Consider the following 16,350-nt stretch of genomic DNA (forward strand, 5'->3'; position numbering starts at 1 on the left):
TATAAGGTTTTACTGAGCTCAAATTATAAGGAATTATAACGAGCATAAAAAAAGCTCGGTTCAAATTTAACATTGAACCGAGCCTGTTGAATTTTTATCATCATGCTCTGCGAATTGTAAATTCAAAATCCATATCTAAGGATGGATTGATTTGATATTCATCAAGAACTGGAGCTCCCCAGCTGTCATCCCCGCCTACGCCCATTTGACGTCCAGCAATGGTAACAACGGTATAGTGAACGTTCGGCAGCTCATAATGATGTGTCGCATTCTCCAGCTCCATTGCCGAGTAAGGCGAGATATTGGCTTCAACAGGGGCTGTATCTGGTGCCGATATTATAATGCCTTGACCATAATCGTTCTTAATGGATACTTCGCGCACACCTGTGCGGTTGCCCGATTCCTGCGGCACCAAATAGGACGACACATTATCCACCGCATGATTCTGGAAGCGACACAATCTTGCTCCACACGCACGGTCGATATAATTTTCTTCCGGCCCATTTGCATACCAATTCAGCTGGTGATAATCCGCTGGCACCTTAAAGCTTAAAGCGAAGAGTGGAAGCTTTGGTAAACCCGCTGCTCCATGGTAGCTTGATTTCACCTGTATGCTTCCATCGGAGAACACTGTGTAAGTTACCCGTACACGTACCTCCTCTGATACACTAAGCTTATACACGTAAGTCACGGTCGCACGATCTTTCTCCTCCACGAGCTCGAAGCTTAACGTTCTACGGGTCAAGCTTGCTGCATACCAAGGGGAAGAGTCGAAATGCATTCCTGCCCCCTTATCATTGTCTGTCATTGCTCTCCAGAAGAGTGGTGCCGGCGGTGAAGAGATCATTTCCTGTCCTGAATATTTAACAGAAATTAATGTGCCCGCCTGCTTTGAGAACATTACGGAGAAGTCACGACCATGTACACCAATATTCACATCTCCTTCAACCACGCGAAAATCATTCACGACAGATGTTATTTTAGCATCTGTTAAAGACTCCTCGGCTGACGTATTGGCCACTTGAAAAACATGCTGGCCAAAAGCGATTTCATAACCGCTATTCGCCCATAATGAATCTTCCTTCAGGACAAGTGAAACATCCAAGCTATACTCGCCAGACTGATTCTTGATATCGGGTAGATCAACTTCTACATATTTTTCCTCGCCTGGATTAACCTGAGCGAATACAGTTCCACGCTGGATGACCCTACCCTCATAGTTCAGAGCGTATTGTAATTCATAAGCATCCAAGCCCACAAATAAGTTTTCATTTCTGATTGTAAAACCCTGACTGTCCGGGAGCAGCTTGACGTTCTGATACAGAAATTTCACTTCCTGCATTTTTGGCGACCATCTCCGATCCGCATACACAATTCCGTTACCGGAGAAGTTGTAGTCGGTTGAACGGTCATCAAAGTCTCCTCCATAAGCCATGAAGGGCTTACCGTATCGATCATTTTTTATAATCACCTGATCCATATAATCCCAGATAAATCCACCCTGATACATTGGATACTTCTGTTCTAGCTCTGTGTATTTATGCAGTCCCCCGACGGAATTACCCATCGCATGCATGTATTCACAGCTAATATATGGCTTTAACGGATCTTCTGTTAAATATCTTTCAATATCTGCCGCTTTCGCATACATGCGGCTTTCCATATCGCTCGAATCATCATATTCACGGTTATGGAACACCCCTTCATAATGAACCAAACGAGTAGGATCCTTCTCTCGAAAATAATTGGCTACGTTCAAAATTACTTCTCCTGCAAAAGATTCGTTCCCACAGGACCAAATTAGAATGGAGGGATGGTTTTTGTCTCTCTCTACCATGGAAATCGCACGATCCATCACGATATCCTGCCATTCAGGCTTATTGCCGGGGATGTTCCAAGACGGCTCAACTGCCCCCATTTTCTGCCATGATCCATGCGACTCTAAATTCATCTCGTCAATGACATAGACTCCGTATTCATCACACAACTCATACCAGAGCGTCATATTCGGATAGTGCGAGGTCCGCACAGCGTTGATGTTCGCCTGCTTTAAGGTTTTTATGTCCCATAGCATATCTTCTTTTGTAATGCTGCGTCCAAAGCGCGGATTAAACTCATGTCGGTTGACGCCTTTAAATACAATACGTTTGCCGTTTAAGTGCATAATCTTATCTATCATTTCGAATTTCCGAAAACCAATTTTTTGCGGCACAACTTCTACAAGATCCCCGGATGCGTTGTAAACAGAGACGTAAAGGGTATACAGATTAGGAGCTTCTGCGCTCCACAGCTGCACCTTTGTTGCCGCAAGCGTAAGCGAAAGGGAATCTCCTGAAACTTCACTTTCCCCACTAGCTACAAGATTACCTGCTCTATCCTTTAGCTCAAGGAGCACTTTTGAGGCAGAATTACCTATCAATTGCATGACAGCCGTCAGCGTTCCTTGCTCAAACTTTTCATCCAAATCGGTTTGAACGTGGAGATCCCGCACATGAACATCCGGCACGGTGTATAGATACACCTCACGAAAGATTCCCGAAAAGCGCCAGAAGTCCTGATCCTCCAACCAACTCCCCGTGCTGCGCTGATAGACTTCGACCGCCAGCTTATTTTCACCTTCCGTCAAGTACGATGTTAAATCAAATTCACTCGGTGTAAAGCTATCTTCGCTATAGCCAACAAATTCCCCGTTTAGCCATATATAAAAAGCCGATTCAACTCCTTGAAAAGATATATACACCGGACGTTGCTCCCAGCCCGCAGGAACTTCAAAATATTTGACATAGCTGCCTACAGGATTGTGGTCCTCAGAGATCATCGGAGGTCTAAGATGCTCATGACCGTCCCATGGATACATCGTATTCACGTACTGAGGCTGCCCATAACCCTGAAGTTGGATATGACCGGGAACTTTAATATCCTTCCAGCCTCTGCAAGACACGTTCTCCTTATAAAAATGAACCTGTCGTTCCATGGCATTTTGGGCATAGCTAAATTTCCAGCTGCCGTTCAGGCTGTGGCGCCAGGGCATTTCTCCAAGCGCTTCGGCTTCATTTTTCGTTTGGTAATATCGATGGTCAGAATGCGCGTGCACTCTGCCTATTGCATAAATGGAAGGGTCTGATAACCATTCCAGACTTGGAGTGAGGTTTCGTTCAACCTGCTGCTTCATCTATATTTCCTCCTCTATTCATAACATGATCGCTAACTTATTTAACCGAACCCGTCATCCCAGCTACAAATTGCTTTTGCATCATGAAGAACACTAGTGCTGTCGGCAAGGTTGTAATGACAATCGCAGACATGATCAGACCATAGTCAGGGGCATAACCAGAGCCTAGATTCGAGATAAGAAGGGGCACAGTCATATTTTCTGGTGATTGCAATACGATCAAAGGCCACAGATAATTGTTCCAGCTGTTTAAAAATGTGATAATCGCTGCGGCGGCGTAAGTTGATTTCATCGTTGGCATATAAATGCGGAAGAACAGACCAAATTCCGAAAGACCATCGATGCGCCCAGCCTCCATCATATCCTTAGGAAACATTTTTGTACTTTGACGAAAGAAAAAAATTAGAAATGCTGTTGTAAATGTCGGAAGAATGACCGCCGATGCTGTATCGATGCCCAGAAAAGGCACTACACTAGATACTTTTGCGAACATTTGAAATAGAGGTACCATGATCGCCGCAAATGGAATCATCATTGAAGCAAGTAAAATATTGAATACGATATCTTTACTCCGGCTGCGGTACATTTCAAAACCATATCCAGCCGCCGATGCGACTAGCAGTGAAAGCACAGTAGTCACCACAGAGATTTTTGCAGAGTTCCAGAGAGCCTGCCACATATCCACTGAACTAAAAAGATTGTTTATATTTTTCACTAAATGTGCACCCGGCAACAATGTTCCTTTGGTTACATCAACCGACTGGTTCGTGGCGCTTATAACCATCCAGATAAATGGAAAGATAGAGATCAGCGCAGCGATGATTAGAAATACGTAAGTAAACATGCGTTTGGTTTTCATTATCTCTTATCCCCTCCTACTTTGTTCTGAATAAGCGTCAGAATGAGCACCATTACAACAATCGAATAGGAGACAGTTGCAGCATATCCAAAGTTAGGTGTGTATTCAAAGGAAAGGTTATAAATATATTGGGAAATCGACATGGTTGCATTGCCGGGTCCACCTTTCGTGATGTTAACCACCTCGTCAAACAACTGAAGGGTACCAATGGTCGATGTGATCGTCGTAAACAAGATAATCGGCTTCAATAGGGGAATTGTAATTTTGAAAAATTGTGTAAATGCACTCGCACCATCTATATGAGCAGCCTCATATATTGATTTGTCGACATTTTGCAGTGAGGACAAATAGAAAATCATATTATAGCCAGTAAAGCGCCAAGTGATAGCGATAATGATAGTGACTTTAGCCCAGAAGGGGTCAGTAATCCATTGAATCGGTTCGCTGATTAGATGCAGATTCACCAGAAATTTATTGACGATACCTTCGGCTCCAAACATGTACTTGAAAACAACGGAGTACGCTACAAGTGAAGTTACCGTTGGCAGAAATATGGCCGTTCTGAAAAATCCTTTAAATTTCAGTCTTTCGTCATTTAGCAGCACAGCGATAAAGAGCGCCAGCACCAGCATAACTGGGACCTGAATAATCAAGTAAATAAAAGTGTTTTTGACGGCTGTAAGGAAAGTGGTGTCGCTAAACAGCCGAATATAGTTATCAAGGCCGGTAAAATGAAGATTGTTGCCTCTACCTGTCTTGAAGGATAGAATTAAGGCTTGAATCATTGGATAGAAATAGAAAATACTGATCATAATTACCGGCACAATAACGAATAACCAACCTGTCAGATGGATCTGCCGTTGACCCTTAGAGCTTTTATGTCTTTGAGAGCTTAGCCCTGGCTTTACATTTTCCACTCCACTTCACACCCTTCTGTCTGATTTATTAGAGATGAAAGCCCCTGCTACCCATCCTTCTGTAGAAATCCAATTTACAGGAGAAGTAGAAGCAAGGGCTTAGATAGTACAGCCTAAGTGTGATTAGCGAACTTGGGTATCTGCTTGCTTCTGGGCATCTTTCAGAACAGTATCTACATCTTTTCCACCAAGATAAGATTGCACTGCTACAACCATAATGTCCTCTATCGCGTAAGTGTTCATGCCGTAGTTGACGTTAGGAATTTGCTCGGTCCATGCCGCAAAATCTGATACAACCTTTTGACCTTTGAAAAATTCATCCGCTGCTGAATAAGCTTCTCCGCTTGCCGCAGCTTTTAAAGTGCCGATAACACCAACTTTTGTATTCAACGTCTGATACAAATCAGCATCAGAAGCAAATGTTTTTGCAAGGAACTCCGCAGCGGCTTCTTTACCATCTACATTCATTACATACCAGGAGCTGCCCCCAAGGTTAGATGCATGGACGGAGCCTGCTGTTGCTGCCAGCTTAGGAAGTGGAGCTACTGCCCACTTACCGGATTGGGAAGCTTCGGCTTTAATTGAAGGGGTAATCCAGTTACCCGTCGGCACGGTTGCCACTTCACCACTATTAAATGCGCCTACAAATTGGCTCCAGTCTGAGTTAACTTTCACGATGCCGGAATCCATCATTTCTTTGTACAATACAAGTGCCTCTTTCAAAGCAGCGTTGTCTGCAATGGTCGGAGTCTGACCGTCTTCACCTGTATACCATGCACCCGCCGATTGAATCATGACCCGGATAAGTCCAAGATCATTGGGATCCAGTGTGATCATGCTTTTGCCGGTTTTTTCTTTTACAGCTTTACCGATCTCGATATATTGCTTCCAGTCGATATCCTGTAGTGCATCCAGGCTGTAGCCTGCTTGCTCAAGATAGTCTGTCCGTACATACATTCCAGTCACACCAGAATCAAACGGAACACCGTATTGCTTGCCGTCAACACTGGTCGGGCCAATCTTATAATCCGCAAAATCAGCGGCTTTTACAACATCAGTCAATTCATAAAAGGAATCCGGATACGCTTGTAAAAAGCTTTGCGCACGGTAATCCTCGATCAATACAATGTTAGGAAGACCCTTCGTAGATCCAGAGTTCAGCCCTGTGTTCAGCTTTTGCACGATATCAGCCTGCGCGTTCTCTACGACGTTTACCGTTATGTCTGGATTGACTTTCGCATAAGCTTCTTTGGCAACATTCATGGCTGCAATGTTAAACGCTGGGTCCCAAGCCCAAACTGTGATTTCTTGTGGCTTACTGCTACCTTCGCTTCCGGAGTTGCCCGTTTCGTTTTTCGTTCCACCTGAGGAACATGCCGAAAGTAGAACCACACTAGCCAGCATCACGGATAATAATTTTTTCACTTCGTAACCCCCTTGTTAATCTGTAAAATAATAAAGATGGAAGCGTTTTCTCTGCTACAATTCCATATTATCATTTTGTATTCGCTTTCTTTGGCAGTATCTTTGTTAGCTTTGGTGTTATTATTGGATTCTATTTTCCCTCTGAGATCGACACTGGTACTAATTTTAGATTTTTGTAAATTTTTTAGCCTTTTAACAATGGAAGCGTAATTATGATCTTCGTACCTTCATTTCGTTTGCTTGTAATGTTAATACCGTAACTCTCTCCGTACAGCAATTTGATTCTGTCATCCACATTCCGTATACCGATCCCGGAGAACAATTGGCGTTTGTGCTTCGAGGCTGGCAACTGTTCTTCTTTCAGAAAATTAGGATCAAGGTCCATCCCGTCACCATTATCTACAACTTCACATACAAGCTGATCTTCCTGAACAGCGATCATGATTAGAATTCTTCCCTCATCTTTAAGATTGAATGCATGAAAGAACGCATTTTCGATAAAAGGCTGCAGAATTAGCTTTGGCATATGATAATCCAAGCTTTCAGGCTCCACAAAATAATTCACGCGGATCTTCTCGCCGTACCTTACATGATTGATATATACATAATGCTTCAGCGATTCTAATTCCTGACTAACAGGTATAGTGGATTGAACATCACTGACAGTATTTTGCAGGAGTGAGATTAGCGAATTTATCGTGCCAGCTGCTTTTTCTTTGTTACCCTGTTGCACCAGAAATTTGATAGAAGCCAGTGTATTGTATAAAAAATGGGGATTGATCTGCATTTGAAGGGCGGCCAGCTCCGCATTACGCTGCTGCTTCTGGGTCTCCATCAACCGATCAACATAATCATGTAGGGAATCAAGCATAAAATTAAAGGCATTGCCTAGCTCCTTAACTTCATAACTACTAGTAGCGACATCCACGTGGTTATCGAATCCCCCCTTAGGAATACTCGACATCTGTTCAACGAGTACACGCAGGGACTTCGTCATTTTCCTTGTAATTAAAAATACAATAATAAGCGAAATTGCTACGATAGCCATGATCGTCAACGACACTGCTTTGGCATTAACCATCTGCCCGGTCACAGCTTTTTTATCGATCAGATTCACCAAATAAACATCAAATTCAGGCAAGTATTCCGAGAATACTACCCGTTCATTCCCCATCACATAGACAGATTCTCCATTGTCTCCTGTGCTCTGTTCATCAACTACTTCTTGAAGCAGCTGTTGATCGTTCAGTCCAATCAGCTCTGTCCTGTTGCTGGATACAATTTGCCCTTTTGCATTCAGCAACACAACATCATTACCTTCACTCGTAAAATTGGCATAGAAGGCCTTGAAATCGCTATCACGAATTGCAATGTACATAGTGCCATAGATACTGCCGGTCGAATGATCAAATAGAGCTTTAGAAGCCACTAACATGATCTCTTTCTTATGGGTTTGACCATCCTCTTTTTGATAAAGCTGGTACAGAATTTGCTGCGGATGAGCCACTGTCGCTTTCGTAATCGGGTGGTTCTTCAATTCTTCAGCAGTAGCAGACCAATACCAAGGGTCAGTTGAGTAACTTCTGCCATTCGCACCTACAATCATAATCCCCACATCAAAAGCACTGAGGTTGGAGCGGACTGCCCGCATGCTTTCTGTCATCTGGTAGGTTTTGATAGCGAGTGTCAATGAATCCGTCTCTCCCCCAGACAAATAGCTGCGGATGGCACCTTTCTGAGCTGTCATTGTAGCACCCGTAGCTACAACGTTGTTGTAGGACTCCAAGTTTGTCTTCATCTGATTTAGTAGTTTGCCATTCGTTATGCTGAAGGTCTTTAAGAATAAATTTTCTGACATACGGATGGTAATAGACAAAGTCAGCAGGGATACAGCAACAATGCTTATGAGGGTCACAAGAAAAAGCTTAAGAAATAGGCCCTGCTTTCTAATCTTGTTAATGATAGTTCCAATCATGGTCGCTCTACGTCCCGTCTTCGGTACTGGCTCGGAGAAATACCAGCCTGTTTCTTAAACACTTTAGTAAAATAACTCTGATCCGAATACCCCACACTAGCGCTGATATCAGAAATTGTTTTTTCCGTCGTCACGAGTAACTCCATGGCTTTCTCCAACCGGACCTTGTTCAAATATTCATTAAATCCTTCACCATTCTGAGCAGTGAAATGGCTCGATAAATAAGAAGCGTTGAAATGAAACTGCCGTGCAACCCCAGTCAACGTGATGGGATCAGCGTAATGAGTCTGAATGTATTCAAGCAATCGGGTCATATTGGGATTGATCGTTAGGTTCGTCTCACCAATCGCACGTTCAGCTTCGCGAATAAAGGCTTCAGCAACAGCGATTGCGTCTCCGGCATACATCGCTTCATCTATTTTTCGAAAGAAATCGTATTTGGATGCCTCCAAGCCTCCAGTCTCGTACTTCATTTTTCCAAGTGTGGTCGCTACGTTAAATATGAAATTCCCCAATAACGATTTGAATTCGAAAATATCGGTCCTATAATCCATCGAACGGAGATGAACATATTCCAGAAATCCAGTAAATGCCTTCTGGTATTGCTTGCGTTTCAGTTGTTCCATTAATTCGCCCATATCATATTCCTGATAGGCTCTCGGAAGGCTGGGCAAATGATCGTTTTCAATTAAGCTTCGATCCGGCAAGTAGAAACTGTATCGTGTAAGCTTTAAATAATTGTCTCGATAAATCTCTCCCAGCTTATTAAAATCCGTAAAGCTTTGGCTGATAACGAAATGTGTTTCTCTCGCCCAATGATCCATTTCCGAGACCAGATATCGGAGCTCTATAACAAGCTCGTCCCACTGTTCCGGGTTTGCATTAAGCAAATAAATAACTGAATCATTGACAAACTTCAACCGAATAAACACTGTATCACCCAAAGGGAGCGTACTAAGCCCTTTTTCTATTTTCTGTGTGAAAGTTAACCTATCCCCAGAATCTTTAATATGTCTCATATCCGCTCCGAAGAAAGCGAATAGTGGGTGTGGAAACTTCGCATGAAGCAAAGCAGGTTCAATCCCAGACTCATATCCGGTCATAAGCTTCTCGATAACTAGCAAAATTTGCTTTTCGCCAGAATCCGTTCCTTGATCGGACATCTCCATCCCTACCAATTTAGCAGTGGTTTTATTTAGGATGGATAACAAATAATCAGCTTCTAGCTTTGGCTTCAGAATGTAGTCCGCTACCCCACTTTGAAATGTGGATCGGACATAATCGTATTCACTGAAACTACTTAAGACGATTACTTCAATATGAGGGTATTTCTCCTTAACTATCTTAACCAGTTTCTCTCCGCCCATGATTGGCATAACAATATCTGTAATGATGATATGTGGGCTGACCTCATCCATCATATTTAGTGCTTCAAGACCGTTAGCAGCCTCACCAACAATTCGATACCCTTCATTCTCCCAATCCAAAAGATGTTTGATTCCTTGTCTTACTAGCATCTCGTCATCAACAATCATAATTTTGAATATTGGTTTCATTTCTTCCCCCTTGTAACCGTTTTCTTTCCATTTGTTAGTATACAATACATCCAACAAGGAGCAAGCTTCTAGACAAGTAAAGCCGTAAGCTTACTTAAAAATTGTTCATTCCAAATCATATGCCCCACTGACAAATATGGTCAACCTCTCATTTTTCATCCCATGAAATATTCTTAAATTTAAGGAAAAAACTTCTAGATGATGCAACAAAAAAAGCTGCGATAATTGCAGCTTTTTTGTTAATGAAACAATAATCCAAATAAATTATTTATTGGCTTATAGATAAAAATAATAAGAAACAGCGGACTGGGGATGTTCAATTTTAACAACGAGCAGAAGGTCGCACCTAGACCCAAAATCCAAAAAATAAAATATATGCTAAGATCAGGCACTCGGCGCTTTCGCATTAATTTAGGCAAATCAAGTGCCATACAACCTACAGCAATCACCAAGAATAACAGTACCAGCATTTTACTTCACTCCTTGATTTTTTCAAGAAAAGAATTATCTGTGAGACCCACGCGGTTAATAACTGCTGAGGCTTTGTAATGGATGGGCAATGATTTAAGATAATCGTCACCCTTTTGTTGCTGCAGCTTTGCCCAAGCTTTAGGGCTGGCATGGTAGATCGATTGTCCGAATCCCATAATATCAACATTGAAACGATCATTTACATGCTCCACAGTTTTTTGCATCCGCTCTATAATCCGCTCCTCTGTTTCCTTTTCCAAACGTTTTATAGTGCTTTCCGATTCCAAATTTTCTACACTTTGCACTTCTTCAATATTGCAAAGCGTCTTAACACTAAGGTAAATATGCGGCTCCCCATTAATGATTTTCACTTTGCGTTTAGTTGTAGCCTGGATCGCTTCGATTACAATGGGCTTTCCGTCTTCCCCTGCGATCGGGCCAGAATGTGCGGTTACCTTATCGTTGATATAATTGTAACCAATCGTTTCTCCCTCGGTTAGCCAACCGATCAACTTGTCTTTTTTGAACACAGCTACAGTATGGTATTCCAATCTTGCCTTAGGCATTGTTCGCTCTACATTGCTTTTGTCCTCTCCATCTTTGGGATCGCCTATAATTTTCACTCCGGTTAGCACAGGATTCTCGCCTTCAGACAATAAATTCTCAATAAAATCATCCAGCGTGACAGCGACTGTTTTTGCTGAATCTTTATAAGAATTATCCAAGGAACTAAATAATTTGTTCGCTGGTAATTTATCCATAGGTGTAAGGACATTCAAGACATTGCTGGCGGTTGTATCTCTGGCAACCATAACGTAGAAATCCATCCGGGGTTCCCGACTTCTTTTAAATACATCGAGTATCTCACCCACTCCGGTGCGGGCAAGCTCCTCCCCAATCACCAACACCCGGATATGACCGAGATAACTTGACCTAGAGCTATCCAGATTCAGCTTACGCAGCGCATCATAAAACGTAGGTACAGTAAATTTATATACAACCACTGGGACTCCACTGCCTCCCCCTCCTCCATTCGTTTGGGAGGAAATCGCAGATGGAATAACGACCTGCATCGAAACGGTATAACCTTTTTCTGCCTTGTCAATCCCTATCCCCAAGACAAAAGCTATCTCATTCAGCTCATTTCTTTCCCAACAGCCGCTTAGCACTAACGTAAATTGGAGGGCTATCATTAATCGAAGAACGCCTCTAACTAATTTTTTATTCATTTTGTTGGTTCCTTATCACTGGATGTGCTTTGACGAAACAGGTTCTGCGTCTTATTCTCAGCAGGCCTTGTCTTTAAAAACGGCCACGGAAAGCGAAAAATAGAGTCTTTTAAATCTTTGGAATTATACGGTCCGAGCGGACTCATATAAGGCATTCCGAAAGAACGCAGACTCGACAAATGCAATACGATGATGAAAATACCGAAGAGAATTCCATATAATCCGATAAATCCGGCCAAAGCTATAAGCACAAAACGGATCATCCGCGCAGCAATAGACATTCCTGTCTCCGGAATAACAAAACTAGAAATGGCTGTTAGCGATACAATAATGACCATTGCGGATGAAATAAAACCCGCTGCTACCGCGGCTTGTCCTATCACCAGCGTTCCGACAATGGAAATCGCCTGACCAATATTTTTGGGTATCCGCACCCCGGCCTCCCGCAAAATTTCATAAGTCATTTCCATGATCAGCGCCTCAATAAAAGCAGGAAAAGGAACACTCTCCCGCTGGGCAGCTAAACTGATTACAAGATTGGTCGGTATCATCTCTTGGTGATAAGTAGTAATCGCAACATACAATGAAGGGGCAAGCAAAGTAATAAAAAATGAAATAAAACGAACTAATCTCAGCAATGTTCCAATATCGGCCCTTTGGTAATAATCCTCAGCTGACTGGAAAAATGCCACAAAAAATGTGGGCACCAACAGTACAAAAGGAGTTCCATCAACAAGAATGGCCACTTTTCCTTCCAAAATACCCGCTGCAATCGTATCTGGACGATCACTGTTGTATACGGTAGGAAAAGGCGTAACTGCCGTCTCTTGAATAAACTCTTCAATATATCCACTCTCGAGAATACTGTCCGTATCTATTTTATTCAGACGGCGCTTTACCTCTTGCACCAGTTCCTTATTCGCGATGTTACTTAGATACATAATGGATACGCTGGTTTGAGTCACCCTTCCGATCTGAACGGTTTCCAGCCATAAATGGCTATCTTTGATTTTTCGCCGAACCAGTGCCGTATTCGTCCGTAAATTCTCAGTGAATCCTTCCATTGGACCCCGAACAACCGACTGTGAGCTAGGCTCCCCGACATTACGATCTTCCCAGCCTGGTAAGCCGATCCGCAGAGCGCTGGATAACCCGTCAAGCAGCAGCATTATATTACCGGACAATAAATGATGAATAAATTGGCTGTAATCGTCAATGACGGCTATATCGCCGGCTATTAATATCTGTTTCTTAATCATCTCAAACTTCTGCTCGGGAGAAAGCCCCCTCAGCTGTTCGTAAGGAATGTGTTCCTGCAAGGAATACAAAATTGAATTATGCAGCACCTGAGTATCCACAAGACCATCTATGTAAACCAAAGAAATATGAGTGTTTTCTTCTATCTGCAACTCTTTTATGACTACATCAGAGCTTTCCCCCATCAATTGGTACAAATTAGCAATATTAACTTCCAACCGGCTTGATAATGTACCAATCTCCGTATCTTTCATGATGCAACCTCCACTTCTCCATAGATAGATGAGTATAGTTTGATGTTAATTATGATAATTATTCCTTCGGATTAAAAAATCGGGATGGCATAATTCTGGTAACTACAACCATACTAAAACTAGTCCAATAAATTTGAGGGGGTATATGAGTTTGGAGAAAGATCGAATTAGTACCAATCAAATGATTATACTCGGGCTATTCACATTTATTGGGGATATGGCGCTTGTGTATCCGGCGTTAATGATATCAGGAGCGAAGCAAGATGCATGGATTGCTGCTTTGATTAGCATTCCCTTGGGTCTAGTGACCATAAAACTGTTACTCTGCTTAGCAGACCTTGAACCCAACAAGAATATTATCGAGCTTAGCCTACAAATTTTAGGAAAATGGGTCGGAACTGCTGTGGCCTTATTCTATTTAGGGTTCTTCCTGATTGCTGCCTCCACCTACATAAGAGAAATTGAAGATTTCATGTGTACACAGATTTACGAGAAAACACCCGGTGGGGTTATTCGTTTCATGGCCATTTTCCTGCTGGTATATGGGGTACGACTTGGCCTAGAAACCTTGGGCCGGGCAGCTCAGCTATTTTTCCCTTTATTTGCAGTTTTTTTAATCGGTCTGCTGCTCCTGCTGACCCCCGATGTCAAAATGGAACGTTTATACCCCATCTTGAACACACCAGTACCGGACATGCTTCATACTTTGATGTATGGTGTTTTTTATCCTTTTGGCGAATTGTGCGTGTTTCTAATGATATATCCTTATGCTCAGAAAAATAGCAAAACAAGCCGGGATATTTTCATAGCCTTGATCATCGGAGCTCTGGGCCTTAACCTCATCTTATTGTTTTCCCTTACCGTTCTAGGTGTTTACGCTTCTGAACATCAATTTTATGCCGCTTATATTCTTGCTCAAAAAATTAATATTGCTAATTCTCTGCAACGTATTGAAGCGCTTATGGCTACAGCATGGATTATCAGCACATACTTCAAAACTGCAGTTTATTACTATGCTTTAACCTTAGGTACAGCCCAATTATTTAAACTCAAAAGCCACCGTCCTCTGATCATCCCCACTGGATTTTTGTTATTCGGTATGTCACAGCTGATTGCCAAAGACATCATTTTCTATGTGAAGGAGATCCCCGCCTACTGGGTAGATTGGGATTTCACCTGTGCATTTGTTCTGCCGCTTATGTTGCTAGTTGTGTATAAATTTAAGAAACGCCACGCTTCTAAGGTTTAAACGACACTAGATTGTGAATAAGTGAAATTAAGATTGTAGATACGAATCCCGCTTAATGATCTAATTACGATCCACTAAAATAATTTGGGAATTTCTCCCTGAAATTCACAAAGTGAATATTCCGCCGCCCAACCTAATGGCATAGAATACTTTGTGTGCGTAGCCCATAGTCTATTGGCTAAAGCAAGAATCCGCTTATAGCCTTTTTACTAAAAAAGAAGCTGCCTCATAAGTAGTATTCACTACTTTTAAGACAGCCTCTTTGTTCATAAGTTTCTTGTATGAAGTAACTCTATTCCTTCTTATCCAAAGAAATCGACGATGGAGTTACATCACTGACAGGTTCTTTTGCCACTTCAAAAGTGGATCCGCAGGCCGGACAAAAGCGTGCCTCGATCGCCACATTCCCACCACATGCTTTACAATGCTTTACATCGGACAACTCAGCAATTTGCTGAAGGTTCGTCTCAATCTCCGCCTTCAATTCGAGAATACGATTGATATTAGTCTCGATTTGCTCACTTGGCAGTGGTCCTGCACCTTGAGTTACGGCTTCAAATAACAGTTTGCCCATGACCTGATACTGCTGGTCAATATCATTTTGCTTACCGTTATTTTGCAGCTTCAACCGGTTAATCTCCACCACTGTTTTTGCTTTATTCCCAGCCTCGCTTACCCCTGCTTTTACTTTGTTAAAAAAACTCATATTCAGCCCCCAATTCCGTAGTAGTCATATATAAGCATATTTCGACACCGCCAGAAGTATTCCTTTCTTTATTGTACCTAACTTCGTCCATGGTTTGTAGCCTATAACCGATTTACTAACCCTTTCCCCGCCTTCCTGCGGGAACGAACCTCGACTCAGGTCTGGTATACAAAACCGCCTCCAGGCCGTTTTTTCGCATGCAAAAAGACATTAGAATGAGTACATAAGCAAACGGGTTGCAGGATTCAATAACAATCACACCCATACGAGAGGAAGAAAACAATAAATGAAAAAATTATATCGTTCCCAAAGTGATCAGAAGATAAGTGGTTTGTGCGGAGGTCTTGCTCGTTGGTCTGGTATTGATGCTACAGTAATCCGGCTTGTTGCTGTTGCCGCAGCATTGTTCAGCTTCGGAACTGTACTTATCTTCTACGTCATCGCTAGTATCATCGTTCCTAAAGAACCTTTTAACAGCTTTTCAGATGGACATGATTTCTATTAATTAATCGTCGTTTAATACAAGCCAGCCCTAATATAGCCATAAAAAAGGAGAGATAGAACATGAGTCTATTAAAAAGAATTTCCACAATTACTAAAGCAGCCCTACACGAAGGTCTAAATAAATTAGAAAACCCGGTATTGCTGACAGGTCAGTATTTACGTGATCTTGAAAATGATATTGCTAAGGCGGAACGCAATGAGCGTGATCTGCAAGTTACAGCAAGTGTGTTGGAACGCCGCAAGCAAGAATATACTCAGTTAGTAGAGCAAAGTGAAGCCGAAGCCGTTCAAGCAGTTGAGCAAGGAAATGAAGAAAGAGCTCGCCTGGCACTCATAGCCAAGTTACGGTACGTGGAACAGCTGGAAGAGTCCATAAATAGTCAAGTACAAACTAAGCAATCCCTGGCAGAGCTTGAGATCAATATCGCTAGAGCTAAAGAAGAGCGTGAACATCTCAAAGCGAAAAGAACTGAGCTTATCGCTCGCGCTCAACAAGCCACAGAAACACTCCACTCAGCTCCACGTAGTTCTACGAAAGGTCTAAATGTAGGATCAGCTTCGCAAGGCTTCGAACGTATGGAAGAGAAGATTTTCGAGTGGGAAGCATTGGCGGAAAACTCCAAAAATAAATTCAATACAGGTACAGGAATAAGTCCTTCCATCGATCCTAACCTGCGTAGCGCTGTTGACATCGAAATCGAGCGAATCCGCAACCGTAAAACTAACACTGAAGTAAACACTGAGAAAAAATAAATAGGACAATAAACCCCTTATTA

General features: G+C 42.4%; 13 protein-coding genes. 3 read left to right on the top strand and 10 right to left on the bottom strand.

Annotated features, from left to right (window positions below; all coding sequences use genetic code 11):
- Nucleotides 1–100 precede the first annotated feature (100 nt).
- The 9 genes from MHI15_RS16245 to MHI15_RS16285 form a co-directional block, all read right to left on the bottom strand.
- Nucleotides 101–3,172 (bottom strand): glycoside hydrolase family 2 TIM barrel-domain containing protein, encoded by a 3,072-nt coding sequence (locus MHI15_RS16245; RefSeq protein ID WP_341164611.1) that lies wholly within the window; start codon nt 3,170–3,172, stop codon nt 101–103.
- Between the two features lie 37 nt (nt 3,173–3,209).
- On the bottom strand, nt 3,210–4,031 hold the full coding sequence (locus MHI15_RS16250) for a carbohydrate ABC transporter permease (RefSeq protein ID WP_076185385.1): 822 nt from the start codon (nt 4,029–4,031) through the stop codon (nt 3,210–3,212).
- Nucleotides 4,031–4,843: a carbohydrate ABC transporter permease gene (locus MHI15_RS16255; protein WP_232061505.1), complete on the bottom strand. Its 813-nt coding sequence runs from the start codon at nt 4,841–4,843 to the stop codon at nt 4,031–4,033. Before MHI15_RS16255 ends, MHI15_RS16250 begins: the two co-directional genes overlap by 1 nt.
- 228 nt (nt 4,844–5,071) lie before the next feature.
- Nucleotides 5,072–6,373, bottom strand: a complete 1,302-nt coding sequence (locus tag MHI15_RS16260; protein WP_076125404.1) for an ABC transporter substrate-binding protein — start codon at nt 6,371–6,373, stop codon at nt 5,072–5,074.
- Nucleotides 6,374–6,557: 184 nt separating this feature from the next.
- A complete protein-coding gene (locus tag MHI15_RS16265) occupies nt 6,558–8,348 on the bottom strand; it encodes a sensor histidine kinase (protein ID WP_076192957.1) in 1,791 nt (596 codons plus the stop codon).
- The gene (locus MHI15_RS16270; protein WP_076276678.1) at nt 8,345–9,904 is read right to left on the bottom strand and encodes a response regulator transcription factor; all 1,560 of its coding nucleotides are present in this window, start codon (nt 9,902–9,904) and stop codon (nt 8,345–8,347) included. The genes MHI15_RS16265 and MHI15_RS16270 overlap by 4 nt, the downstream gene beginning before the upstream one ends.
- A gap of 239 nt (nt 9,905–10,143) precedes the next feature.
- A complete protein-coding gene (locus tag MHI15_RS16275; RefSeq protein WP_076218299.1) occupies nt 10,144–10,374 on the bottom strand; it encodes a hypothetical protein in 231 nt (76 codons plus the stop codon).
- Between the two features lie 6 nt (nt 10,375–10,380).
- Nucleotides 10,381–11,604, bottom strand: coding sequence for a Ger(x)C family spore germination protein (locus tag MHI15_RS16280; protein WP_076125410.1), 1,224 nt, complete (start codon nt 11,602–11,604; stop codon nt 10,381–10,383).
- Nucleotides 11,601–13,115: a spore germination protein gene (locus tag MHI15_RS16285; RefSeq protein WP_076282262.1), complete on the bottom strand. Its 1,515-nt coding sequence runs from the start codon at nt 13,113–13,115 to the stop codon at nt 11,601–11,603. Before MHI15_RS16285 ends, MHI15_RS16280 begins: the two co-directional genes overlap by 4 nt.
- 145 nt (nt 13,116–13,260) lie before the next feature.
- Between MHI15_RS16285 and MHI15_RS16290 the strand changes: the two genes are divergently transcribed.
- Entirely contained in the window at nt 13,261–14,364 is a 1,104-nt protein-coding gene (locus MHI15_RS16290; protein WP_036675894.1) for a GerAB/ArcD/ProY family transporter, read from the top strand.
- A 292-nt stretch (nt 14,365–14,656) separates the two neighbouring features.
- Here the strand turns inward: MHI15_RS16290 and MHI15_RS16295 are convergent, their stop codons facing one another.
- Nucleotides 14,657–15,070 carry a zinc ribbon domain-containing protein gene (locus MHI15_RS16295; RefSeq protein ID WP_036679993.1) on the bottom strand — a complete coding sequence of 138 codons (414 nt, stop codon included), beginning with the start codon at nt 15,068–15,070 and terminating at the stop codon, nt 14,657–14,659.
- A gap of 286 nt (nt 15,071–15,356) precedes the next feature.
- On the opposite strand from MHI15_RS16295, the gene MHI15_RS16300 reads away from it, so the two are divergent.
- Entirely contained in the window at nt 15,357–15,575 is a 219-nt protein-coding gene (locus MHI15_RS16300; protein WP_038569266.1) for a PspC domain-containing protein, read from the top strand.
- A gap of 59 nt (nt 15,576–15,634) precedes the next feature.
- Nucleotides 15,635–16,327, top strand: coding sequence for a PspA/IM30 family protein (locus MHI15_RS16305; protein ID WP_076136267.1), 693 nt, complete (start codon nt 15,635–15,637; stop codon nt 16,325–16,327).
- The last annotated feature ends 23 nt before the right edge of the window (nt 16,328–16,350 follow it).

It is taken from the genome of Paenibacillus sp. FSL H7-0918 (assembly GCF_038007025.1).
GTDB classification, from domain to species: Bacteria; Bacillota; Bacilli; order Paenibacillales; family Paenibacillaceae; genus Paenibacillus_AQ; species Paenibacillus_AQ odorifer.